Source organism: Telluria sp. BA11, assembly GCF_056680305.1.
On the sequence record NZ_JBWXQA010000002.1, the window covers coordinates 84222 to 108499 of the forward strand.

Here is a 24278-nt window from a genome sequence, read left to right on the forward strand (position 1 = left end):
TCGTCACGGTAAATGACATTTCACAATGCAAAAATTCTCGCTGCGCAGCCGCAGAAATGTATTTTGCTTTACAAAAGTTGTTTTTGTCATGTGAAATGAAAATCGTAGGTTATTGAAAATAAAGCGAATTAATCTACTTGATCGCGGACAGGTTTAATTCGTGCAATGCAGCAAAACTGCGTACCATTAAACGCATGAAGCCGCTTGTTGTATGTGCGCTGGCAACACGCTCGGTCATTCAGCTTTTTTTTTATCCACAAATCAGGAGTTATTCATGTCTCAGTTTCAAGCCGATATCGAATCGATTTCCAGTCTCAAGACAGTGTACGGAAGCGCATGGGATGCGATCAATCCCGAGTCTGCCGCACGCATGCGCGCCCAGAACCGGTTCAAGACCGGCCTCGATATCGCACGCTACACCGCCAGGATCATGCGCACCGATATGGTGGCCTACGATGCCGATCCGTCCATGTATACCCAGTCTCTCGGCTGCTGGCATGGCTTCATCGGCCAGCAAAAGCTGATCTCGATAAAAAAGCACTTCAACAGCACGGATCGCCGCTACCTCTACCTGTCGGGTTGGATGATCGCAGCCCTGCGTTCGGAATTCGGCCCGTTGCCGGACCAGTCGATGCATGAAAAAACGACGGTGCCCGCCCTGATCAAGGAGCTATATACCTTCCTGCGCCAGGCCGACGCACGCGAACTGGGCGACCTGTTCCGCCAGCTGGATGGCGCATCAGCCGCCGCCAGGGGGGAAATCCAGCAAAAGATCGACCAGCACGTGACCCATGTGGTGCCCATCATCGCCGACATCGACGCCGGTTTCGGTAACGCAGAGGCGACCTATCTGTTGGCCAAGCAGATGATCGAAGCAGGCGCCTGCTGCATCCAGCTTGAAAACCAGGTTTCGGATGAAAAGCAGTGCGGTCACCAGGACGGCAAGGTCACCGTGCCGCACGAGGACTTCCTCGCCAAGATCCGCGCGGTCCGCTACGCCTTCCTTGAACTGGGCGTGGACGACGGCGTGATCGTTGCCCGTACCGATTCCCTGGGTGCCGGCCTGACGAAGCAGATCGCGTTTACCCGCGAACCCGGCGACCTGGGCGACCAGTACAACGCCTTCCTCGACGCCGAAGAAGTGTCGATCGAGTCCTTGAATAACGGCGACGTGCTCCTCAGCCGCGACGGTAAGCTGGTGCGCCCCAAGCGCCTTCCGAGCAACCTGTTCCAGTTCCGCGAGGGAACGGGCGAAGCCCGCTGCGTGCTCGACTGCATCACCTCGCTGCAGAACGGCGCCGACCTGTTGTGGATCGAAACCGAGAAGCCGCATATTGCCCAGATCGGCGGCATGGTGAAGGAGATCCGCAAGGTGGTGCCGAACGCAAAGCTGGTCTATAACAACAGCCCGTCCTTCAACTGGACCCTGAACTTCCGCCAGCAGGTGTTTGACAGCATGAAGGCCGAGGGCAAGGAGGTCGGCGCATACGAACGCAACATGCTCATGAGCGCCGAATACGACGAGACGGAGCTGGCGCGCATCGCCGATGAAAAGATTCGTACCTTCCAGGCCGACTCAGCGCGCGAGGCGGGCATCTTCCATCACCTGATCACGCTTCCGACCTACCATACCGCGGCACTGTCGACAGACAACCTGGCCAAGGAATACTTCGGCGAGCAAGGCATGCTGGGTTATGTGCAGGGGGTGCAGCGCAAGGAGATCCGCCAGGGCATCGCCTGCGTCAAGCACCAGAACATGTCCGGTTCGGATATCGGCGACGATCACAAGGATTACTTCAGCGGCGAAGCTGCGTTGAAGGCCGGTGGCAAGCACAATACGATGAATCAGTTCTGATCGGCTGCTGGAACGGGGCGCCTGCCGGGCGCGGCGCCCAACACTCTCACCAATCTCTGGAACAAGCATGAATAATACGAATACCGGAAGCAGTCTTGCGATTGCGCCGCAGAGCGACAGCGCAATGGACGATCATCTTCGCAACCACCGCCAGATTCACACAGACCCGCATGCGCGGACTTTGACCGAAACCGCCGGCTTTTCCGAACAGCCGGCGAATGACACCGTACGGCCAGTGGGCCGCGTAGGGATCATGGGTGCTCACGGTGCGAGTATCAACCTCGCCATGGGCCTGCTTGACGCGGGCATGCCGGTAACCGTCTTCGGCAGGCGGGATGCGCTCGACCAGGGGCTTGCGCTGCTTCGCTCGCATTACGAACAGTCAGTGGCCAGTGGAGCACTTGCTGCGGGCCAGCGCGACTGGCGGCTAGCGCTTTTTAACGCCACCACCAGATTTCACCACCTGAAGGACTGTGATCTCGTCATTGATATGATGCCGGTCGAAACCCAGCTCAGCGAACGACTCTTCCGGCGGCTCGATGAAATCGGCAAGCCCAGCGCAATTCTGGTCGCCAACGCTTCTGGATGCGGCGTCGACCGCGTTGCCCGCGTCACCAGGCGTCCCGCCGATGTACTGGGGCTGCGCTTCCCGAACCCTGTCGATCCGTCAGAAAAACTTGCATTGGTTCGTGGACCGAAAACTTCGGGCGAAGCGTATGCGACAACAGCCGGACTGTTCTCCACCATCGGGAAGCTGGCAGAAAGATAGCGGTCGTCCTGCGGCCGTAAGCTGTCCAGATCGGTTGCCGACAGCGAGTCCGGAACGTCTCGTAGCGGGGGCCGGCCTGGATCAGGCGCTCCTTAAAAGTCCGGATCATCATTCGAATCGGCGATTCCACTTGCGATATCGTCGCGCTCGGACTGATTTTGACGCCACGATCAGCGCAGTTGGCCGACCGGCTGGAGGATCCAGGATGATGAACGGTTGTGTCGCGTTAGCGATTTGACGCTCAGATTTGCTGGCGAGGAGTGGGCTGCTTTCAAACTGGACGGATTTGTCTTGCCAACGCATAAAATTGGTCGGCGAACGATGTGCGAGCAACGCCTTCAGTCCTGAACTGGTTCTTGCGGATCATGTGCATGAGCTCGATGCCGGCGAGCACGTTGGCGGCCGCGCGAAAGGACTTAAAGCCCAGCATCGGCTTGGTCAAGCGCTTGATCGCGCGATGGTCCTGCTCGACTATGTTGTTGAGGTATTTGACCTGCCGTACGGTGACCGGGACAGCCATCGCGCCGTTAATTTCGTCGATCGCGGCCTTGTTGGCTCCGCTCTTGTCCATCGCGATCTTCTCCGGAGCACCGTTCTCACGCATGGCTTTGTCGAAGAAACGTTTGGCGGCGGCCATGTCGCGATGTGCCGTCAGCAGAAAATCGACGGTCTTTCCTTCCTGAGGTGTACTGTCAATAGCGGACACTCTTGTTTCAAGCTGCCTGCGGCTGTTTGCTGAAGGATTCAGCGAACAATGCTGGCGGAACATTGCCAAGGCGTGAGTGACGGCGCTGGCGGTTATAAAAGCTTTCAATGTATTCCTGGATTGCGGACTGCGCATCGGCCCGCGTGGCATAGCGCTGGTGATGCACCAGCTCGTTTTTCAAGCTGCCCCAGAAGCTTTCCATCGGGGCGTTGTCATAGCAGTTTCCTTTGCGCGACATGGATGCTTTCATGCCGAATTGCTCTACCAGTTTGCGATAGTCATGGGCGCAATACTGACTTACCCGGTCCGAGTGATGAATCAATCCTGGAGCTGGCCGCTTATTGGTGGCGGCGCGCCAGAGAGCTTGCGCCGTCAGGCCCTGGGTCATGCGTTCACCCATCGCGTAACCGACGATTTCGCAGGTGAACACATCCTTCACGCCGGCCACGTAAAGCCAACCTTCGCCGGTCTGGATATAGGTGATATCGGTCACCCAAGCTTCGTTGGGCCGGGTAGGCGCGAAGGTCTGGTTCAGCAAATTGTCGGCAACAGGCAAGTCATGGTTCGAGTTCGTCGTGCCCTTGAATTTGCGCTTCTGCTTGCAGCGCAAAGCCAGTTCGCGGCGCAGGCGCGCAATGCGGTCACGGCCAGCCTCGAAGCCTTGTGCCGCCAGTTCCGGCTGCATACGCAGCGGCCCGTAGGTCTCGCGACTTTGCGTGTGGACCGCCTTGATGGCCACCTTCAGGCGTTCGTCGGCCTGCGCACGCGGCGACAATGCGCCACTGCTCCAGGCGTAATAGCCACTGCGCGAAACCCCAAACGCTCGGCACAGAACGGCAATCGGATATTCGAGTCGCATCGTCTTCATGACCGCGTACTTGGCAGCGACTCCCGCGCAAAGTACGCTGCCGCTTTTTTTACGATATCTCGCTCCATGCGGGCTTCAGCGAGCTCCTTGCGCAGCTTCGCGTTCTCCGCTTCCAGCTCGGGGACGGTACGGCTTCCCGGTACTGCGGAGGGGGTGGCGTCATTCTTCGCAGCGCTTACCCAATTCGCCAACGTCCCCTTTGGAATCGCGATGCGTGTGGCCGCGTCTTCAAGCGTCAGGCCCTGGGCCAAGACCAGTTTGACCGCTTCCTCACGAAGCTCCGGCGTGTATGTTCTCGTTCGTTTCATAAATTCTCCCGTTGGTGAAGTTTACCAAACAGGAGTGTCCGAAAAAGTCAGGGTACCTCAATCGGCACCTTGAGGGGCATTGTCAAGTTGCCACAGCCGGCCGCGCCTCGATAAAATGATGAGATGACAGGTTCTCAACTTTACCGCGGTTTCCGCTACCCTCGGGAGATCATCAGCCATGTGGTGTGGCTCTACTTCCGGTTCTCGCTGAGCTTTCGCGACATCGAGGAATTGATGGCAAGCCGGGGTATCGTCGTGACTTACGAGACGATTCGCCAATGGACTCTGCGGTTCGGCCAGCAATACGCTGCTGAGCTGCGCCGACGTCAGCCACGACGGGGCGACAAATGGCACCTCGACGAGGTCGTGCTGACGATCAAGGGAAAACATCATTACCTCTGGCGTGCAGTTGACCAGGACGGCCATGTCCTGGATGTCCTCGTGCAGAGCAGGCGTGACCGGCAGGCGGCCAAGCGGTTCTTTCGCAAGCTTCTCAAGGGCTTGCGCTACGTGCCGCGGGTTCTGATTACTGACAAGCTCAAGAGTTATGCGGCCGCTAAGGCTCAGATCATGCCGGGCGTAGAGCATCGCCAGCACAAGGGTTTGAACAACCGGGCCGAGCTATCGCACCAACCGACGCGCCAGCGAGAACGGCAGATGCGCCGCTACAAGTCACCGAGGCACGCGCAGCGTTTTCTATCCGCGCATGGGCCGATCAACAACGTCTTCCGATGCCAGCGCAACCGCCTGTCGGCGCAGCAGTACCGGCACGTGCGTACTCAAGCGTTTTCTCTCTGGAATGAGGTCACCGATGTAGCGAAGAACGCATAACCTGGGACATTTGTTATCCGAGCCGCGGCCATTTCGCTCCGGATTCCGAAACTCGTCTCGTCGGCTCAGCAACTTGACAATGCCCTTCCGCGCAATCTTCTTTCCTTAACTTCCCGAAATGAAAGAAAATTGCGCGAACTAACCATTTATTGTAAAACCTATCGCCTGCTTTAATTTTGTGAATCGTCTTTTAGCATGCGCCAATAAATAATATTTTCCTTATTTATTAGGTTTTAGCACGACTTTGGTCCACCCTTCCGCACGTTTATCAAAATTCCGATAGGCAGTCGGTGCATCATCTAGTCCAAGCTGGTGTGAAATGATCTGCGAAGGCGTTGCTTTACCTTTATGGATCAACTTTGCCAAATAACGGTTGTAATGCTTGACGTTGGCTTGGCCGGTGCCAATCTTCTGACCCTTGAACCAAAAATTGCCGAAATCGAAGGCAATTTTACCTTCCTTTCCTAACGCGTCTGGACTCTTTGGATCCTGCGGGAGGAATACACCAACCACGCCGATGCCGCCAGTGGCCTTGACCGTCTGCACCAAGTTATTCATTGTCAGATTTGGCACTTCCTTACCGTGCTTGTCGCAACACTGGTAACCAACGCATTCGCAGCCGCAGTCGGCGCCCTTGCCGTTGGTAAGGTTCAAGATTTTCTCGACGCCGGCGCCTCCGGTGTCGTCGATCGCCACCGCGCCCATCTTTTCGGCCAGAGCCAAACGATCCTTGTGCGTGTCCACGACGAAAACTTCGCTTGCGCCTTTAATGAACGCAGACATGGCCGCCATTAGGCCGACCGGGCCGGCGCCGTAGATCACGACCGATTCACCCGGCTTAAGGCCAGCCAATTCGGTAGCGTGGTAGCCGGTCGGGAAAATGTCCGACAACATCACGTAGTCATTTTCCTTTTCCTTAGCGTCTTCCGGCAGCACCAAGCAGTTGTAATCGCCGAACGGCACCCGTAGCAGTTCGGCCTGGCCGCCACTGTACGGACCCATGCCGGCAAAACCGTAGGCAGCCCCGGCCGTGCCTGGGTTTGCCGTGAGGCAAGCGCCGGACAAGCCCCGTTCGCAGTTTTGGCAGAAGCCGCAGCCGATGTTGAACGGCAGACAGACAACGTCGCCGACCTTAACGCGCTCGACGGCGTTGCCGACCTCGATGACTTCACCCATGTTTTCGTGGCCCAAAATACGGCCCGTTTCCAGGTTGGTGCGGCCTTCGTACATGTGCAGGTCAGACCCGCAGATGTTAGTTGTCGTGATACGGACCAAGACGTCAGTCGGCTTTTCAATCTTGGCGTCCGGCATGTCTTTAACTTGGACGTCGCACGGACCATTATAAACGAGTGCCTTCATGATTTTTCTTTCAGAACGAGGGTAAATTCATCGCGAGCAGCGACGTTAGGAGGAGAAAGAATATAACGAAATTCTTCACAAAGGCGCACTGTTGAACGCTGCAAAGATTTACGCCTGGGCCGGCTTTGTTGCGTAAATCGAGCGAAGGCCGAGCTAACGCCATTTGTAGTTCGTTTTATAACACTGGGACCGTAACTGGAGGCATTGTCAAGTTGCTGAGCCGACGAGACGAGTTTCGGAATCCGGAGCGAAATGGCCGCGGCTCGGATAACAAATGTCCCAGGTTATGCGTTCTTCGCTACATCGGTGACCTCATTCCAGAGAGAAAACGCTTGAGTACGCACGTGCCGGTACTGCTGCGCCGACAGGCGGTTGCGCTGGCATCGGAAGACGTTGTTGATCGGCCCATGCGCGGATAGAAAACGCTGCGCGTGCCTCGGTGACTTGTAGCGGCGCATCTGCCGTTCTCGCTGGCGCGTCGGTTGGTGCGATAGCTCGGCCCGGTTGTTCAAACCCTTGTGCTGGCGATGCTCTACGCCCGGCATGATCTGAGCCTTAGCGGCCGCATAACTCTTGAGCTTGTCAGTAATCAGAACCCGCGGCACGTAGCGCAAGCCCTTGAGAAGCTTGCGAAAGAACCGCTTGGCCGCCTGCCGGTCACGCCTGCTCTGCACGAGGACATCCAGGACATGGCCGTCCTGGTCAACTGCACGCCAGAGGTAATGATGTTTTCCCTTGATCGTCAGCACGACCTCGTCGAGGTGCCATTTGTCGCCCCGTCGTGGCTGACGTCGGCGCAGCTCAGCAGCGTATTGCTGGCCGAACCGCAGAGTCCATTGGCGAATCGTCTCGTAAGTCACGACGATACCCCGGCTTGCCATCAATTCCTCGATGTCGCGAAAGCTCAGCGAGAACCGGAAGTAGAGCCACACCACATGGCTGATGATCTCCCGAGGGTAGCGGAAACCGCGGTAAAGTTGAGAACCTGTCATCTCATCATTTTATCGAGGCGCGGCCGGCTGTGGCAACTTGACAATGCCTCGGATTGCTGCGACTTGAATGCGTCAAGGGTTTGCTCCATTATTTTGCTCCTGTCTTTTCGATCGTCTTGATGATGGTCTTCAGCTGTTTCTGCGCGCTGCCGAGGATAGTGTCGACCTGCCGCACCTGTTCGGCCGGCACCTGCACGGCCGCCTTCAGCGCCTCGACCTTCGGTTCCAGTTGCGGCCAGCCTGCCGCCAGTCCCTTGCGCACCGATTCGCGCAGCGAGTCTTCGATGCGGTTGAGGTTTTCGTTCGCTGCCTTGCGCTGCTGCGACATCCGGTAACTGGAGCTGAAGGCGCCCCACACGGCCTTGGTCAGGCCGACGATCGCCGTCACCGCACCGAGCGCAATGATGGCCCATCCTGCCGGATTCGAGAGCAGTATCGCTGCGCCAGCCACGGCGCCGACCAAGCCCGGGATATTGATGCCGTTGTCGATCTTGATCTTCAGCTCGAAGCGCTCGCCGACGCCGCCCATGTCGATGCTGCCGTACGCTTCGAGCAGTTCGCTGGCGTGCTCCCTGAAACGATCGATCACGTCGGCGATCTGCGACTGGAATTTTCCGAGCGCCCCCTGCATCAGCTTCGGCAGTTCTTTCGCCAGATCCTCCTGGCCCTGGCGCAGGCAGCGTTCCAGCGCAAGCTTGAAGTCGTCGTTGCCGATGTCCTTCTCGATCTGCGCGTAAATCCGCTCGCGGGTCGAGGTGACGAAGCGGTCGACGGCTTCTTCGCCAATCGCCTGGGCGCGCGACTTGAGCGCATTCATCGCCAGGTCAACCTGCTTCTCCGCATCAAGGGCATCGTCGTGGAGGCGCTTCGCCAGCGGCTTAAAGGTCTCCTTGCGCATCTCCGTCAGCTTGACGTCGACGGTAACCACCACCTGGCGTGCCTTGTTGAAGTTTGAGCGGACGATCTTCGCTTCGCTGTTGCTGACCAGCTCCGATGCCACTTTGGTACGGAAAGCGCTCGCGCCAGAGCGGTCCAGCAAGGTCTCCAGAGGGAAGGCGTCGAGGAACTTGGCCCGGCTCTTGGCCTTGGTCGAGCCGGGAACCAGGCACTCGGCCACGGCCAGGAAAGCAGGGTAGGCACTGATCGCCACGTGCCCGCAATAGTGTTCGCCGAGCGCAGCTTGCATGGTCGCGTCGAGTGCGGCCAGGCTGTCCTGCTCGTCCTTGCTCACCAGGGCGTTCTTCGCGAGCACGGCCGGATTGGTCGCGCGCTTGTTGTAGATAGTCCAGACTTCGCTTTGCGCGCCCAGGTGGGACTTGATCTTCTCGAGCGTGCCCATGCGTCCGTCATCGCCTTTTTGGGGCGCGGACGCCGTTGCGGTGACATAGAAGACCGCGTGCGCGGACTCGACGGCGTGCGAGATCTCGTCGTTAACCTTCTGCTCCGAGCCTTCGATGCCGGGGACGTCCAGCAGCGCGAACCGTTGTCCTGCCACGGTGAATTCGTAACGCCCGGTTATTCGGGTATTGTCAGAGCGGCCGTCGCCGATGATTTCGCCGTCAGCATGCCGCTCCAGTTGGTTGAGCTGGCCTTCGGATCGCGCCAGCGCATCTTCCGCCGCCGCGGTGTGCTGTTGCGCTTCGGCGCAGGCCTGTTTCGCCGAAGCGGCCGATCCTGCGGCCTGCACCTCGTTGTCGTTCAAGGCCTGTTCCAGTTCGCGTGCCTGCTTCTGTGCCGGCAGCTGCTTGAACAGATAGATGAATCGTTGCCAGAACGGTGCTACGGCCTTGATCTGCGCGACCTGCTGCCCGAGCACCTCGATCCGGGAACGCAGCTGCTGACTGCGCTGCCGGGCGGCCGCAAGGACATCGTCGTATTTCGCCTGTAGCTCGGCGGCCTGCGTTTTGCACTGCTCGACCCGGTCCCGCATCGCCGCGATGCCTTCTTCGGTCAGGTTGAACTCGGACTCCAATTTCTTAAATTGCTGTCTGTTCGAGCGTCGTCCTTCTTCGCCGAGCATAATGCGCAACATCTCGATGATCGTTGACTTGCCGGCATTGGTCTCGCCATAAAAGGCGATCTCGAAGACTTCCCACTTGGTGTTCTTTTGCAGCGAAGCGATATCGGTGCCGAGTTCGCGTGCGAGCTTGTCGAATACCTCACGTGCGTTGCCGATTGCCTCGGAAACGTTCTCGTCGCTGGAACCATGTTTGAGTCCACGGAGGATGGCATCGACTTCGGCCGACACCATGGCGTAAATATGTTGTGGGGAGCTGAGGTCCAAAAAGGTGCCTTTCCTGAGGAAGGTGTACCGACGTGATTCTCGACATGGTCATCGAACGAATGCTGTCAGTTTATGGAGATGTGGCCGAACGGGACCGGGGTGACGCATCCTTTGATAGGGTAGCTGTCGTGCCCGACGTGGCATTTGCGAGTCTTGTCCAATACTAATTTTAAATACCCATAAGCAATCTGTCCAAATATTTCAAGATTGTTTTATTTTCTGTTGCAAAGGTCAGCCCGACGATAGGGCTCGTCGCGCAATATCGGCCGGTAATGCGGAGCAACTGAGCCTTTCCAGTGGACTCCTGCACTTCAGGAAAAATTCTGACGAATGACAGGCGCACCAACGCTTTGACACCACGCAAAAAGCGGGCTCGGTTTTGTATGGTGTTGGTGAGACAAAGTAAGACTTTATGAGTCAATTGCCAGGCTGCAATACTACAAGTAGACGTCGACACTCTGCCGCGATGAGCGGTTTCTCCATACCGTCCGGTAGGACGTGGACGCTGCTAGCGGCAGCGACACCGTGGTTCGTCGGCCAGCTCATGCTGCAGTTGCTCGCCCAGCGAGACCGATAGATCTGCTGAATGTTCGATTCGAGCCTGAGGGGCCTACGTCAGCACTGCAGCCAGGCATTGCTCGGCCCTTACCGACAGCACGAGTTCCGCCGCCATCTGTGCCCGGGTGAGGGCAACAAATAAGCGCCGCCGCGCGGCGACGTCGAGCTCGTCGAAATCGAATTCCGCCACGACCACGGCCGGTGCGCTTTGTCCCTTGTAGCGGTAGACCGATTCGACCAGCAGGTCGCCCTGGCTCCAACGCGGCTCACCGAGCCGGTCATATTCGCCTGTGAAGCGGCGCGTGAGGTAGGGGCCGATGCCTACCCGGTTGAGCAGCGCGGAGCGGCCACGACCGCGTCCGGAGACGACCACGATGTCTTCGAGCGCAAAGCCGCGTGAGATCAGGGCGGCCACCGCCTCTTCGGTCCGTGTCAACAGTTCTTCGTCCGATTGGTACGTATGGATGCCAGGCAGTTCTCCCGGGTAGGGATTGAGGCTGCGGACCGGTGGGCGTACGAGCGACAGCGCGTTGATGAGATCGCAAATTACGCGCGGGCTGCGGAAGTTGTCGCTGCAGCGGATCGTGACCGCGTCGCCGAGCTCGAACCCATCGTACTCGTACAAACGTTGCGCTTCGTCTTCCAGCACGTAGAGCTGGCCGCCGGGCTTTAGCCGATTGCACAGGCTTTCCACCCAGCTTGCATCGAAATCCTGCGCTTCGTCGATGATCAACAGGTCCAGGCTCGGCGTGAAGTCCCGGCTGGCCGCGAGGTAAGCCTCGGCCATTTGACGGTATCCCTGTGACGAGAACTCCGGTTCTCCATGCGCGCGGCGCTGATGATCGACGCAGAGTTCGTGATAGTTCACGACCTGCACCTTCGGCGACGCCAGCCGTGGCACGTGATCGGCCAAGGTACGGTTGAAGCAGACATAACTTGCCTTGATCCCATTGGCTCCTGCACTTTCCAGCAATTGCAGGGCGAGCTGCGTCTTGCCGGAGCCGGCAGTGGCCTGGATCCGGTACACACTGGACGGTGCTTCGATACGGGGCACCCAGGTCGCTAAGCCATCCGACAGACGGCGCACGGTGTCCTGCAGCTGGTCGCGCATCACCTCCAGGTTTGGGGTGACCTGAAACTGGTTGAGCATGAGTCGGCGCAACGCTTCTCGGTCGACGCTGCTGTGCGCTGCGTCGAGCCACGACCGTACCGTCGTGGCCATCTGTCCGTAACGCGGTGCATCAATGATCCGATCGCGCGGAACAGACGCCACATGACCATCGCCGAGTTCGTAGTCCGGCAGGACGAGGCAGCTGATTATGGCTGTCGCAAGCCCCGCTTCTCGCAGGCGGTTCTGCATCGCGACACGTTGCAGTCGTCCCTGGCGTGCGATGTCGCATTCTCCATCGCCGTAGAGCTTAAAAATTTCGCCGTCACGCAGTATGACTGGGCCAGCCTTTACTTCCATCAGCAGCAGCGAACCGGTCGGCGACAGCACGGCAACATCGATCTCGCCATAGCAATCGCGGCCGCCTTGAACCGTGTGCAGCGCAATGTTGTGGAATACCTCGAACCCAGCTGGTAAATAATCGCGCAGGCGCTCCAGTACCTCGAGCTCCCGGTAACGTCCGGCATCTAGGCGCAGCGCAGGAACAAGGTAGGGGGAGACGGTGGCCATGGTGGTGAACGATCAGAAGAGGTAGGTTGAGTATTATCAACAAAACTTGAACGACAGTACAAGCCAATTAAAAAATGATTACGGTGTACCTGCTGGCATAAATGCAACGGTCAAGATTTGTCAGCAGGGCGAATTAGTTGCTATGATTTGTTTCTATTACGAAAGAAATAAAAGCATATGCAACGCCACGACAACGAGATTCTGCATTCGGCTTCGGACGTCGTGAACTTTCTGGAGTGCGAGCACATTGCGCACCTCGATTTGATCGATCTGGTCACGCCCCTGCCGCGCACAGTCGACGATGACCAGACCCGCCTTGTGCAAGCGAAAGGCTATGCGCACGAAGCGGCGTATGCAGCCCGGCTTGCCGGGGAAAGTGACTCCTTCGTAGACATTGCCCTCGATAAGCCCAGCCTCGATGCAAGGATCGAGGAGACCCGCGACGCCATGCGCCGTGGTGTTGGCGTCATTTTCCAGGCCACGCTCCGTGACGGCCCGTTTGTCGGTCACGCCGACTTCCTGCGGCGCGTCGCGCGGCCATCGGCATTGGGGCCGTTCAGTTACGAGGTGGCCGATACTAAGCTGGCCCGCAGCGTCAAAGCCAAGTTCATCGTGCAGCTCGCGTTTTATTCTTCGCTGGTTGCAAAAATTCAGGAAACCGCACCGCAGCTGATGCACGTCGTACTTGGAAACAAGGAAGAGCAGAGCTTTCGTTACGCGGACTATAGCCGGTATTTTCTAACCGTTCGCAACGACTACCTGTCGCGCGTGACGAGCGGTACCGGCGCCAGCTATCCCCATGTGTCCGAGAAATTCAGTCAATGCAAATGGCGCACCCTGTGTGAAGACCGGAGACTGGCCGACGACCATCTTTCCCGGGTCGCGAACATCAGCCGGCTGCAGATTAAGAAGCTAGAGGACGCTGGGATCACGAGCATGGCATCCCTGGCGCAGGTGGACACGGACATACGGATCCCAAAGCTGACTCCGGAAACGTTCGCAAAGCTCAGGCACCAGGCGGCCCTCCAGTTCAAGGCACGACAGACTGGAGAACGGCATCTCGACCTGTTGGCGCCGGATGCTGAAGGCCGGCGCGGCTTCGCGCGGCTGCCTGCGCCGGATGCGGGCGATATGTTTTTCGACATGGAAGGAGACCCACTAGAAGAGGGCGGCCTCGAGTACCTGTTCGGGGTGTATTACTTCGAAGGCGGTAAGGCGACGTTTAAACCGTTCTGGGCCCACACGCGCGCGCAAGAGAAGCTGGCCTTCGAAGCATTCATGGACTTCGTCACCGACCGTCTGCGCCGCCATCCAAACGCCCATATTTACCACTACGCGTCGTACGAAGTGACTGCGCTGAAGAAGCTCATGTCGTTACATGGCACCCGCGAAGCCGAGGTCGACAACCTGCTGCGCCAGGGCAAGCTCGTCGACCTCTACAAGGTGGTGCGCGAGGCGATGCGTGTCTCGGAACCGCGTTACTCGATCAAGAACATTGAGCGTTTTTACATGCAGGCGCGTGAGGGCGACGTGCAGAACGCCGGCGCCAGCATTGTTTTTTACGAACAGTGGAAGGAAACCGGCGAGCCAAAACTGCTCCAAGATATCGAAGACTATAACTTCGACGACGTACGCTCGACCTATGAACTACGCGAATGGCTGCTGACGCTGCGTCCGGCCGCGACGCCGTGGTTTGCTACGGCGAAGGACAGCCGGGACGGCGAGCCGCAAGGGCAGTTGAGCGAAGCGGACATGGCGCTGATTCTCTACCGAGAAAGGCTCATTGATTCCCTGCCGGCAGACCGTGCCACCTGGAGCGCCGGGCATCGCTTAAAAGAACTCACGTACCAGTTGCTGGACTTCCACCGACGCGCGGAAAAGCCCGTCTGGTGGGGCATGTTCAACCGCATGGACATGAGCATCGAGGAACTGCTGGACGATGCCGAGGCCGTCGCCGGACTCACGCCGGACCCGGCGCATCCGCCAGCCACGATAGGACGGTCAAGGCGCTATACCTACCTGTATGCGGAGCAGGAGACCAAGCTCAAGACCGGCGATAACTGCGTGCGGATCGATACCGGCGAGCTCTTGAGCGAGTTCGTCGTCGACCATGACGAGCGTCGTGTCACCTTTAAACTCGGCCTGCGCAAGGAGCCGCCTGCCGCGCTGCTCCACGTCGGCTTGGGCGGACCAATTTCGAGCGAGAAGCTGAAAAAGGCAATGTGCCGCTTTGCCGATAGCGTCGTGGACGACACCGGCGCGTATCCCGCGCTGTGCGCGTTCCTGAACCGGGAGCCTCCTCGCATTAAAGGGCACATGGCGGGGAACCCGATCATTGACAACGAGCACAACGCGCTGCCTCAGATTATCGAGGCCGTCGCGGGTCTTGATCGCAGCGTGATCTTCGTCCAAGGGCCGCCTGGGGCAGGAAAAACGTATACGGGATCGCATGTCATCGTCGAGTTGCTGCGCCGCGGCTGCTCGGTTGGCATCTCGTCGAACAGCCACAAAGCGATCAACAATTTGCTGGAAGCGGTAGAAAAGGTCGCCGTGCAGCGCGGCGTCGACTTCTATGGCGTCAAGAAGTCGACTGCACGCAACGAAGATTCCCAGTTCGACGGCCGTCGTATCCAAGACGTGGCCAGCAACGATGAGGTCATGCTGGCACTCGCACAAGACGCGCGCCTGGTCGCCGGGACAGCATGGCTGTTTGCCGATCCGCAGATGGACCAAGCACTGGACTACCTGTTCGTGGATGAAGCGGGCCAGGTGGCCCTGGCCAACCTGGTCGCCATGGGCGTTAGCGCCCGAAACATCGTGCTGCTCGGCGACCAGATGCAACTCGGGCAGCCCATCCAAGGGGTACATCCCGGGTGTTCAGGAGCATCGTCGCTCGAGTACTTGCTCGATGGCGTGTCGACCATCGCACCCGAGCAAGGCATTTTTCTGAAGACCAGCTATCGCATGCATCCCGATGTATGCCGCTTCATTTCCAATGCTATCTACGATGGGCGGCTCGAATCGGAAGATGCCAATCGCAACCAGGCACTCGTACTGCGCCAAGATGCGCACCCCGCGCTCAAGCCGACCGGTATTGCCTATCTCGCCATCGCGCACGAGGCCTGTTCCCAGAGAAGCGTCGAAGAAGCCGCGTTAATCAAGACACTTTACGCCGACCTGCTGGCGCAGCGCTACAAGGACAGGCATGGCGAGACGAGGCCGATGAGCCAGGAAAACATACTGGTGATCGCGCCCTATAACATGCAGGTCAACCTGCTCAAGCAGGTGCTGCCCGATGGCGCCAGGGTCGGCACTGTCGATAAGTTCCAGGGACAAGAAGCGGAAGTCGTCATCGTTTCCATGGCAACGTCGAGCGGCGATTACCTTCCGCGCTTTATCGAATTCCTGTATAGCAAAAACCGCCTGAATGTCGCCATCTCGCGCGCCAAGTGCCTGGCGCTGTTTATCGCCAATCCAGCCCTGATGTCGATCCGCTGCACCACATCGGACGACATGGCACTGGTCAATACGCTGTGCTGGATTCGGGATTTTTCGGCACGCCAAACGGAGGACAAGTGATCAGAATCGAACTGAACGCAGCCAATATTAGGAACAGCTATTTTCATCTAGCAAAGCCTCTGGACGTGTTTCCCAAGATGCCATCGGTGGCGCCAACAGTGCGGCGATGGCAGTGCGCCAGTTGACGCTTGAATAGCCTTTTGTCTTAAAACCGGCGAGAAAGCAGGCTGTACAGGGGTCTGCCCTCGTCTTTCAGCATTCTGTATCGCAGTCGAATGTAGAGTGTTGACCCGAAAAATCCTAAGCGCTGTCGACGATGATGACGATTGCTATCGAAAAAATTATGGCCGACTAGTGCCTGCCGTAAATCCGTCGAGGTAGCGCGACAGGTTCGGCTCCAACAGTTCGTGGTCGACCTGTGTTAGGGCATGTCGATTACTGGGCGGTTCTGCTCTAGGCTTGGCGCCACCGCGTCGTTCTATCTATACGAAAGTCAGCAAAGCTCGCCTTGTTGCGATAAGGATGCAGCCATCTCAACTATCACGGAAAATCGAATGCTTACTCCAAAGCACGCTTCAGACATCGTTCAGTCACTGCCCCAGGCGACAGCAATCCATGCAAAACGGGGCAATCGCGTCGGCGACCACGTGCAGTATGCGTACCGATATGCGTTATCAGGACCGCAACTACGCCATCTTTCGATCGCAACCCGTCCGCTTGAGTTAGGTGGCGTGACCATCTATGTGAATGCGACCTCCGTGAGCGGAAGCAGCTATCCCGTCAGCGGCATGGTCGATGTCGACGTCCTCGAACGTTATCCAAAAGGATTTATAGGTAAAACTGGGGAGGCCGGGATGTCGGCCGCCGTCGCAAGTCTATCGACTCTAGTTCCAGCCGATAACAACGTGTATCGGCTACGCGTCAAATCAGCCGAGGCGCTACACAAGCTGTTGCGTTGGTATTGTCTTTGGGACGGCACACTGCCCTTGCGTAAGGCAGTGGATCCCACATTTGCAACGGTACGCGGTCTCGATGCCGACGGCCTTGCTGAGCGCTTCATTGACGCATTTACTGGCCAGCTTGGAAGGTCAGTCAAAGGTGGTCGGGGGATTACCTCTGGTAGGACGTGGTTTGCTACGGTGTACACCAGCTACTTGTCGGGAAAGAACGTCATCGAGGTCGCGTTTGAACTCAAGGAACTTGCAGAGCTGCTCGGCTGCCAAAACGCACTCATTGCACAATGGTTCGATCACGTCCAACGACATATCGGTACCGCTGCCATCGGCCATAAGGTCGACAATCCGTGGCCTTGCGTCGGCTTCGACTCGGAACAAGCCTACTTCAACATGTTGGATGATTGGCGGTCACTGAAGAAAAGTTGGAAGCTAACCGGCAAAGCGCATGTCGACTTCAGCGCCGTACTGGCCACCAAGGTCGACCGGCCAGAGGCTGGCTTGCCTGTCAGCGCCGCCACGGCACTGCAGGCCGCGACTTCTCCGACCACTCAGCAGTCGACGGCTGGGTTACCGAGCTCGTCGGACAAAAACCCGGTGGTGGATGACATCACCCTTCAGCAAATAAAAACCCGACGCGGCCAAGCACAGTTCAGGCGTGCGCTGATTGAGGCCTACGATGGCAAATGTGCCTTCTCAGGCTGCGATGTCCTTGACGTATTGGAAAGTGCACATGTCATGCCACATGCACAAGGCGGTAGTTATGCTGTTAGTAACGGTTTGCTGTTGCGCGCCGATTTGCACACTTTGTTCGATCTGCGACTGATTTGCATCGATGAGAATAGAAAGATTCGGATAGCCGACAGTTTATACGGCACGATGTATCAGGAATTCGAGGGGAAAGTGGTGCGCTTACCAAACCACCAGCAGCACGACGAATCGGTCAGCAAGGAAAATGATATGCGACAAATTTGAAAACCCTCGCAGCCAAACGCGGCGGTCATACAACAGCGGCCATCTTCTTACGCTGCAATCGCGCGGAGTTCTTGGGTTCCTGAGCGACAGTGCATTTGTGCTTGCTTAAGAATCCAAGATTCCAGCTTTTCGTGATTCGTTCGAACTGGATTCAACGGTCGATTTGTATAGCGTTTCTCAACCGTAGCACTCGGAAGATGCTCGGCCAGATCCAGGGCGGCGAACCCTTGGTGGTGACGAAACACGAGCAACTCGGCCGCGATCGTTCGATGAAGTGAAAGTGGGACTGTTTATGAAGCAAAGGTACTCCGAAGGGCGCTCCCGCGCCCGTGGCCTATATGGATCCGTTACGGCGTGAAGCGGCCGAAGCTCGATAGCCAGGAAGGTAAAACGTCGGAGATCGCGATGGCCAGGCATGCGACCTGCTGGCGCACCCGACGCGTTGACACTGCAGGGGCTTGCGCGATCGCGAGATGTTAGCGACGCTGCGGTACCACGGGCTACGCGTCGCCCAGCTGTGCACACTGCGCTTGGTCTACCTGCAGGACCGCCGCGGCACTCGCACTTCCGGGGGGGCATGGCAGTGGTAGCAATATCCACCACGTGCCCGTGCATCTGATGACGGGACCACGGCATAAAAAAAGGAAAATTTCCCCATAGATTTTGTTGATAAGATTGGGATAGAACGATCGAATGCCAGCAACCTGATCCTGGCCAGCTGCTGCGCGAGCGCGGCCTTACTTGATGTTGATCTGCGCCGCTCGATTGCGTCGCCATCGATCAGCCGCTCGCGATCAATTTCGTCAAGACCGTCATTAGGTGGCCCAGCGCGAACGACAGATCCGAGACCAAGTACCACTAGGCGAGTAAGCGCCTCAGTAGCTGCTGTCCTTCGGCAGTCAGGTGGTCGACAAATGATGCAGGAGCCAGCTGCTCAATTTCGTTGTCAATCTCCTTTCTCCGCTTTTTGGCGTACGCCTTTGCCTCATCGGAAGTCTTCGGAAGGTGGGCAAGCCATTGGCCTATGACTCGGAAGACGTACAAGGCATGCATCAGGCCAGCGACGGGGCGCTTTGAACGCTTCCACGGCGAGTAGTGAAGCCCTTGATCAACTGTCGCAATTTGAGCAAGCCGCTCAATCAATGATAGCTGAAGGTGCATTGCTTCGTGTACGAGAGCCTCGGCTGTGCGGAGGTCCGCAAACCGACCTTCTGAGATGTTGAGAAACACCGAGAATGGTATTGATGGCTCGCTAAAACTGACGTCGAACCCGGGTTCGGACACTTCCAAGATGTGGATGCTCTTGGCAAGGGTCCCGACTGCAGCTGCCAAGGAAGGAACTTGCTGAAGCAGGGTGAGCGCTCGCCCTAACCTGTCAAGTGAGCAAGTGATCGTGGCCTCGTCAGCAAAGGGTGCGCCCTTCGATGACAGTCGTTGGACGAGTAGGGGTGGGAGCAACTCCACGGAGAGATTGAAGTCAACAGCGCCCTCGGAAGTGACGCGCCAAACCTTCGCAGGCGCCACCGACGCAAGCCACTGGGACGTCGAGTACCCCGCTGAGTGCATCTCCGATTCCTGCACGAGCCGCTCGGCAAGACCTGGCCACCACAAGGGTATCACCGGATCCTTTAGATAGTGCTCAACATGTTCACGGGTTGTGAGCACTTCGCGTGGGGAAAAAAGAGAGGACAAGCGTATACCGGTCCCCAGCTTGAATAGGGGTTACTGCATGCAGGGACGACTCAGAGATCTCGAACACAACTCCGGTATTGTGCAAAGGGCGAAGTACGCGATGCACATCGGCCGGATCCTTGCTGTTGAAGAAGACCAGCAGCCCACCGTTCGCATCCTCCCAGCCACGATTGAGCTGAATCAGCAGTCGATGCGACTCTTCACCCGGGATGAAATCGTTGTGAATCTTGATGCGCTGCCCATGAGTTAGCCGATGCGCCGTAACGTCGATGCGAGCTGACAGCTCGACGTTAAAGCGATCCTCCATGTGCCGCCGCAGCTCTTGCAGTTCCTTCGGCGAGAATGCCTCTGCCAGCGCTTCCGGGAGCACAACGTCATCGAAGCTGAATTCATGCTGCTCATAGAAGTCCGCCACGCGTAGTTTCCAGGGAGCGCTATCCTCGAACCATTGAAGCGTCGCGCTTGCGACGCTCTGTTCTAGGCAGCCGGCAATCAGTCCATAACGGAAAGGAGCGAGCTCAAGCGCTGTGGATGGCGATGCGAGAATCAATCTTCAATCCCTCGTTCTGAAGGCGAGAAACGACCTTAGAAATCAGTGCCTTCTGGTCGTTGCAATACACAGACGGGTTGTTGTACTTAGCCTCGTGCTCCCACCGATGCAGGGGCATTCCACCGCCGCAGATCCTCAGGTATGGGCAAGACTTGCAGGTTGGACACGTAGGCCGTTGAAGGTCGTGATATAGCTTGAACTCAGCAGACTGAAATACGTCTGCTAAATTGCTGGTCTTGACTGACCAAGCTTCACTGAACTTGTCGGCACCATTGAAGGAGCTCTTCAGCGTATCGTTCTTACTGATCGTGCCATCGGTCTCCACGATGGCGATCCCATACTCGGCATCGCCCAGACCTTCTTTAATGCCGTGACCGCCAAGTGACAGCTTGATGATGTCATCCAGGAACCGAACGCGCGGTGGATTGGTATCAGCCAGATAGATGTCTAGCAGACGTCCAAGCCAGTCTCCATACTCCACGGACTCGAATGACTCTTTGCCGTAGGGCATGTTGCTGTGGTTGCCGTCGCGGTACAGAAAGTCGATTGACGGAGCCCCCAGAGCTTTAAAGTACTCGTAGACGGCCTTCGGATCACATGCCGGGTCTATGACCGATAGCAACCCTGCGTAGAGAAACTCTGAGTCGGGATGGCGTCGAAGGACTTCGATGCCCGCTACAACTCGGTCGTGAGTGCTTTCTCCGCTTTTATCTAAGCGAAACCGGTCATTCACTGGCTTTGGCCCGTCAAGGCTTACAGAGATCGACACCTTGTAGCGAGAGCACAGGTCCGCAATTTCCGGCGTCAGCAGCATTCCGTTGGTCTGCATACTGATGGGGTAGCGCGCCGGTAAACTATTCCGTAAAACAGTCAGCAAAAATTCAACCCGCCTAGCGCCCATCATCAACGGTTCACCGCCATGAAGCACAGTGGCAAAGGGCAAACTTTGCTGGGCGGCAAACGTCCTGATTGAGTTTCCCAGAGCAGTGATGGTGTCGCGGGAAATCAGGGCAGGCATGTCCTGCCACCCATCGTCTCCCATGTTGTAGACATAACAGTAGGTGCAATTGATGTTGCATCTACTGGCCACCTTCACCAATAGGGTGTCGATACGCACAGGGGATCAGCGGTTGTGCCGGTTGTGCGTACGGTCGTATGCCTTGCCAACGAGCGGGCCGTCGTGGCGAACATCTTCCACAAGGCGAGCCAGCGCAGCGCTGGATAGCATCTTTACATCAATGTCGAACAACCCGTGAAAAACGGGCTGCGGCGCCGCCTCTACCAGAGCTGCAAAAGATGTTTCAGACACGTCATGTCTCCTTAAGTCAAAGTGGCTCTATTTTATATGATAAATTGACAAAGGGAAATGGCAAGTTTTTCCTTTGATATCAGCCACTTACCGCAGGTGTCGGGATGTCGGGCTGCCTTAGTTTTTTAAAAAAAGCTAATCAAATCAAAAGGATAGATATTTGTATTTTTCTCTTTAAGTTGGGTCGGAACGTTGCCAAACGGAGTTTTGGGGCGATTCAAGAAGCGGACGGATTTGTTCGCTAAGCACAGGCGTAGCAACGCAGTCAGAAAGGCAAGACCCCGGCGATAGGCGGCCACCAAGCGCGCTGCTGACTAAAGCCGTGCATGATCGCGCTCGAACCGCATGGACGGCGGTAAGCCAAAACCTCGACGATCGCGATTCGCCCGCCGTCCGTTGAAGCAAAAATGCCCAAACTTTTGGAGTAATAATGCCATTTGCCGGTGCCGGTTGCTCTGGGGGCTCAGTCCAAAAGTCGACGGTATTGCCTGAAGACTCGACCGCCCGGTAGAGATAAGCCCAACGGCCGTGGATCTTCACGTACGTCTCATCCACTCTCAACGACCTGCGTGTCTCGCTGAAAAGCGGGCCCAGCGCTTATCGAACTCTGGCGCGTAGCGCTGCACCCAGCGCAGAATTGTCGTGTGAGCGGCCGGCAGACACCCCTCGGCCATTATTTCGACCGCGTCACGATATGAGAGCTTGTAGCGCCGATACCAGCGCACGCAGAGAAGGATGATTTCTTTCCCAAGTATCTCCCCTTGAACAAGTCAGTCGTGCTTGCATGGTTATGCATGCTGGGCAATGGCAGTCATTCTAGTCGAGCCGCAGGCTTGCACCACAGCTAAAGAGTCTAGCTTGCCCATGACTCGCGCAACCACTGCGCGCGTTGTCGCAGCGTCGGCAGCAATGTGTTGGACCAGGCCTCGCCACTGATTATGCCGCTGCTCATTCCTCCGCGGGAGAAACGATCAACGCCGAGGTTCCAATCGCTTTTGAGTTCGGAGCCAGTGAGCGCAGTGAAGCAGCCGCGCAGGACCAGCTCTATGTCGCGGTTCTCGGTCGGGATTGGAACGTGGCAGAGCGCCCGGCCCATCTCTAACCACAAGAACGGGTCGCCTCGGAGGCCCCACTGCGCGGGCATCGGGTTAAACAAATCAGTCATTACGGCGAATGATGGAGCGAGGGGGATTGCGGAGGACCTCGACGACATCTCAACGACAGCGGGAACAATCGTTTCAAGCCATAGCACGCTCGTGGCTCTCATCTCGACCGAACCATGTCCGACCGAGACACTGCCCCAGTCGAAAAAGGCCTGGCCAGCGACGGCGCGAATGGCGGTTAACAAGGCCCGGGCAACATCGGCTTCCTCCCGCTGCAAATCCCCGCTGCTCAGGCACTCGATCACGCGATCGCACAGCACCCGGTTGCCATCGTAAGCGGTGAAAAGTTTGGGCCTGTCCGTCACCAGCTTGCGAAGCAGCGGCGCGAGCGATCGGCTGCGATCTTTGAGGAGAAAGCGCAGGTCCTCTCGTTCGGGATGCTTGTTCAGGGCAATGTCGGCCGCTGACTGATCTTTGTTAAACGTGCGGGCCGATGGATTCGCACCCAACGCGAGCAGAGCGCCGATCACGCGCGGGCTGGCGCCGTGCCATGCAGCCTGGTGCAAAGGCGTGTAGCCCTTGGCGCTGAGAGCATTCACAAGATGGGGCTGGCTTTCCAACCGCCGGAGCAGCTCGTGCCACTCGCCTTTGTAAGCCAATTCCAATACGTCTGCCGTCATTGCTTGCCCTTTTTCCTGGTGATGTTTTCCAGATCTTACCTTGGGTCAACGCACCTGGGAATCACGACAGCGGCCAATAGCGCGAAGAGGCCATAGGAAAGGCGCAATGCTTGGGGAGCCGTAAAGGAACGCTAATGCTGGCACTTAAGGGAGCGAGCTCGGGCGCCCGAGCCGACCCTTTGCGGAAGTGATCGAAATTGATAGTCTGCAGTGGCAGGCGCCTCAAGCGAGCGATCGCGTGCTCTATGAAGAGCAATCACAACCGCTGGCGTCTCGCGCGCCCCGCGCGCGTGCAATGCCCTAAGTTGATCAAAATGATTAATGGCAGCACTTAAATATGGTATTGTTCTCTTGGGAAATTATTATAAGAATGGATAGGCGATGCCTACCTCAGTCGGCCTGGAAGATCTTCCAAAAACACAACGAGAGCGCCTGGCCTACATTGAGGTCAAGGCGTTTTTTTGCGGTGACCTGACGCGCCACGATATCGAACGGCGCTTCGGCGTGAAGCCAGCGGCGTCCGCGCGTGATCTGGCCGCCTATCGCCGCCTGGCGCCGAGCAATCTGGTCTACGACGCGTCGCTGCGCAAATACCTGCCGACTTCCGATTTCGCGCCGATTTTTGAGCAGTCGGCCGAGCGCGCTCTGATGTGGTTTCGTTCTGGGATCGGCGACGGCCTGAGCGTCAGCGGCCGCCGCGTGATTCCGTGCGAGAGCGCTGGCGAGCTTGTCTCGCCTGATGTGCGGACTTTGGGGGCTCTCACGCGCGCGATCACAGCTGGCGAGCTGGTCGAGGTGAGCTATCTCTCCTTATCCTCTGGACCGTCGGCCAAGACGCTCGCGCCGCTGGCGTTGGCGGACACGGGCCTGCGTTGGCATTTAAGGGCGTTCGACCAGGAGAAAAAGCGCTTCGCGGATTTTGTGCTGACCCGGATCATCCAGGCGACGCCGTTGAACCGACCGATCCCTGAGGCCGAGCGCCTTGAGCATGACGCGCAGTGGACGCGTATCGTCGCGCTCGACATCGTTCCTCACCCTAGCGTCAAGCATCCCAAAGCCGTGGAGGCGGACTACGGCATGACCGATGGCGCGCTGCGAATCCAGCTGCGAGCGCCGATGGTTGGCTACGCCTTGAAGCGGTGGGGCGTGGACTGCTCTGAAGACCATTCGTTGGATCCGTCGTCGCATCACCTCTGGCTTGCCAATCCCCAGACTCTCTACGGCGTGGAAAGCGCGGCGCTGGCGCCAGGCTACAAAGCCCCCGAGCTTGCCGTGAAGGCGCGCTGAAC

General features: G+C 57.6%; 16 protein-coding genes and 2 pseudogenes. 6 read left to right on the forward strand and 12 right to left on the reverse strand.

What is annotated here, in order from left to right:
• Positions 1-274 precede the first annotated feature (274 nt).
• Together AC1MGT_RS23535 and AC1MGT_RS23540 are read left to right on the forward strand one after the other, a co-directional pair.
• A complete protein-coding gene (locus tag AC1MGT_RS23535; protein WP_499504439.1) occupies positions 275-1855 on the forward strand; it encodes an isocitrate lyase in 1581 nt (526 codons plus the stop codon).
• A 67-nt stretch (positions 1856-1922) separates the two neighbouring features.
• Complete coding sequence (locus AC1MGT_RS23540) at positions 1923-2624, forward strand: 3-hydroxyacyl-CoA dehydrogenase NAD-binding domain-containing protein (RefSeq protein ID WP_499504440.1); 702 nt, start codon at positions 1923-1925, stop codon at positions 2622-2624.
• A 271-nt stretch (positions 2625-2895) separates the two neighbouring features.
• Here AC1MGT_RS23540 and AC1MGT_RS23545 read toward each other — a convergent pair.
• Together AC1MGT_RS23545 and AC1MGT_RS23550 are read right to left on the reverse strand one after the other, a co-directional pair.
• Positions 2896-3300, reverse strand: a pseudogene (locus tag AC1MGT_RS23545) (IS6 family transposase); the annotation flags it as partial.
• A gap of 37 nt (positions 3301-3337) precedes the next feature.
• Positions 3338-4506, reverse strand: a protein-coding gene (locus AC1MGT_RS23550) for an IS3 family transposase (protein ID WP_499504441.1) whose coding sequence is annotated in 2 segments (ribosomal slippage) — positions 3338-4242 and positions 4242-4506 — 1170 coding nt in all. Because the reading frame shifts where the segments join, the coding sequence is not laid out codon by codon here.
• A 123-nt stretch (positions 4507-4629) separates the two neighbouring features.
• On the opposite strand from AC1MGT_RS23550, the gene AC1MGT_RS23555 reads away from it, so the two are divergent.
• Positions 4630-5337, forward strand: coding sequence for an IS6 family transposase (locus AC1MGT_RS23555; protein ID WP_044663628.1), 708 nt, complete (start codon positions 4630-4632; stop codon positions 5335-5337).
• 219 nt (positions 5338-5556) lie between these two features.
• Here the strand turns inward: AC1MGT_RS23555 and AC1MGT_RS23560 are convergent, their stop codons facing one another.
• From AC1MGT_RS23560 to AC1MGT_RS23575, 4 genes are all read right to left on the reverse strand, one after another.
• Positions 5557-6696 carry a glutathione-independent formaldehyde dehydrogenase gene (locus AC1MGT_RS23560; RefSeq protein ID WP_499504442.1) on the reverse strand — a complete coding sequence of 380 codons (1140 nt, stop codon included), beginning with the start codon at positions 6694-6696 and terminating at the stop codon, positions 5557-5559.
• A 284-nt stretch (positions 6697-6980) separates the two neighbouring features.
• On the reverse strand, positions 6981-7688 hold the full coding sequence (locus tag AC1MGT_RS23565; protein ID WP_044663628.1) for an IS6 family transposase: 708 nt from the start codon (positions 7686-7688) through the stop codon (positions 6981-6983).
• An 88-nt stretch (positions 7689-7776) separates the two neighbouring features.
• Complete coding sequence (locus AC1MGT_RS23570; RefSeq protein ID WP_499504443.1) at positions 7777-9972, reverse strand: coiled-coil domain-containing protein; 2196 nt, start codon at positions 9970-9972, stop codon at positions 7777-7779.
• A gap of 610 nt (positions 9973-10582) precedes the next feature.
• Positions 10583-12208 carry an ATP-binding domain-containing protein gene (locus AC1MGT_RS23575; protein WP_499504444.1) on the reverse strand — a complete coding sequence of 542 codons (1626 nt, stop codon included), beginning with the start codon at positions 12206-12208 and terminating at the stop codon, positions 10583-10585.
• Between the two features lie 177 nt (positions 12209-12385).
• Here AC1MGT_RS23575 and AC1MGT_RS23580 point away from each other — a divergent pair, with 177 nt between their 5' ends.
• Both AC1MGT_RS23580 and AC1MGT_RS23585 read left to right on the forward strand, forming a co-directional pair.
• Positions 12386-15787, forward strand: a complete 3402-nt coding sequence (locus AC1MGT_RS23580; RefSeq protein ID WP_499504445.1) for a TM0106 family RecB-like putative nuclease — start codon at positions 12386-12388, stop codon at positions 15785-15787.
• Between the two features lie 494 nt (positions 15788-16281).
• On the forward strand, positions 16282-17655 hold the full coding sequence (locus AC1MGT_RS23585; protein WP_499504446.1) for an HNH endonuclease: 1374 nt from the start codon (positions 16282-16284) through the stop codon (positions 17653-17655).
• Positions 17656-18513: 858 nt separating this feature from the next.
• Here the strand turns inward: AC1MGT_RS23585 and AC1MGT_RS23590 are convergent.
• The 6 genes and pseudogenes from AC1MGT_RS23590 to AC1MGT_RS23615 all read right to left on the reverse strand — a co-directional run bounded on the left by AC1MGT_RS23590 (position 18514) and on the right by AC1MGT_RS23615 (position 22989).
• Positions 18514-19347 (reverse strand): aKG-HExxH-type peptide beta-hydroxylase, encoded by an 834-nt coding sequence (locus AC1MGT_RS23590; protein WP_499504447.1) that lies wholly within the window; start codon positions 19345-19347, stop codon positions 18514-18516.
• Positions 19304-19897: a cyclophane-containing peptide 2OG-Fe(II) oxygenase YhhC gene (yhhC, locus tag AC1MGT_RS23595; protein ID WP_499504448.1), complete on the reverse strand. Its 594-nt coding sequence runs from the start codon at positions 19895-19897 to the stop codon at positions 19304-19306. Before yhhC ends, AC1MGT_RS23590 begins: the two co-directional genes overlap by 44 nt.
• Positions 19866-21014, reverse strand: coding sequence for a cyclophane-forming radical SAM/SPASM peptide maturase YhhB (yhhB, locus tag AC1MGT_RS23600; protein ID WP_499504449.1), 1149 nt, complete (start codon positions 21012-21014; stop codon positions 19866-19868). Before yhhB ends, yhhC begins: the two co-directional genes overlap by 32 nt.
• Before the next feature lie 6 nt (positions 21015-21020).
• On the reverse strand, positions 21021-21206 hold the full coding sequence (gene yhhA / locus AC1MGT_RS23605) for a YhhA family cyclophane-containing RiPP (RefSeq protein WP_499504450.1): 186 nt from the start codon (positions 21204-21206) through the stop codon (positions 21021-21023).
• A gap of 468 nt (positions 21207-21674) precedes the next feature.
• Positions 21675-21961 (reverse strand): annotated as a pseudogene (locus AC1MGT_RS23610) (DDE-type integrase/transposase/recombinase); the annotation flags it as partial.
• A gap of 98 nt (positions 21962-22059) precedes the next feature.
• Entirely contained in the window at positions 22060-22989 is a 930-nt protein-coding gene (locus AC1MGT_RS23615) for a hypothetical protein (RefSeq protein WP_499504451.1), read from the reverse strand.
• Between the two features lie 381 nt (positions 22990-23370).
• On the opposite strand from AC1MGT_RS23615, the gene AC1MGT_RS23620 reads away from it, so the two are divergent.
• Positions 23371-24276 (forward strand): BrxR family transcriptional regulator, encoded by a 906-nt coding sequence (locus AC1MGT_RS23620; protein ID WP_499504452.1) that lies wholly within the window; start codon positions 23371-23373, stop codon positions 24274-24276.
• The last annotated feature ends 2 nt before the right edge of the window (positions 24277-24278 follow it).

Bases quoted from the DNA above. Each gene is read 5' to 3' on its own strand.
- AC1MGT_RS23535 (WP_499504439.1), top strand. From the start codon at position 275: ATGTCTCAGTTTCAAGCCGATATCGAATCGATTTCCAGTCTCAAGACA.
- AC1MGT_RS23540 (WP_499504440.1), top strand. From the start codon at position 1,923: ATGAATAATACGAATACCGGAAGCAGTCTTGCGATTGCGCCGCAGAGC.
- AC1MGT_RS23555 (WP_044663628.1), top strand. From the start codon at position 4,630: ATGACAGGTTCTCAACTTTACCGCGGTTTCCGCTACCCTCGGGAGATC.
- AC1MGT_RS23560 (WP_499504442.1), bottom strand. From the start codon at position 6,696: ATGAAGGCACTCGTTTATAATGGTCCGTGCGACGTCCAAGTTAAAGAC.
- AC1MGT_RS23565 (WP_044663628.1), bottom strand. From the start codon at position 7,688: ATGACAGGTTCTCAACTTTACCGCGGTTTCCGCTACCCTCGGGAGATC.
- AC1MGT_RS23575 (WP_499504444.1), bottom strand. From the start codon at position 12,208: ATGGCCACCGTCTCCCCCTACCTTGTTCCTGCGCTGCGCCTAGATGCC.
- AC1MGT_RS23580 (WP_499504445.1), top strand. From the start codon at position 12,386: ATGCAACGCCACGACAACGAGATTCTGCATTCGGCTTCGGACGTCGTG.
- AC1MGT_RS23585 (WP_499504446.1), top strand. From the start codon at position 16,282: ATGCTTACTCCAAAGCACGCTTCAGACATCGTTCAGTCACTGCCCCAG.
- AC1MGT_RS23615 (WP_499504451.1), bottom strand. From the start codon at position 22,989: ATGACGGCAGACGTATTGGAATTGGCTTACAAAGGCGAGTGGCACGAG.
- AC1MGT_RS23620 (WP_499504452.1), top strand. From the start codon at position 23,371: ATGCCTACCTCAGTCGGCCTGGAAGATCTTCCAAAAACACAACGAGAG.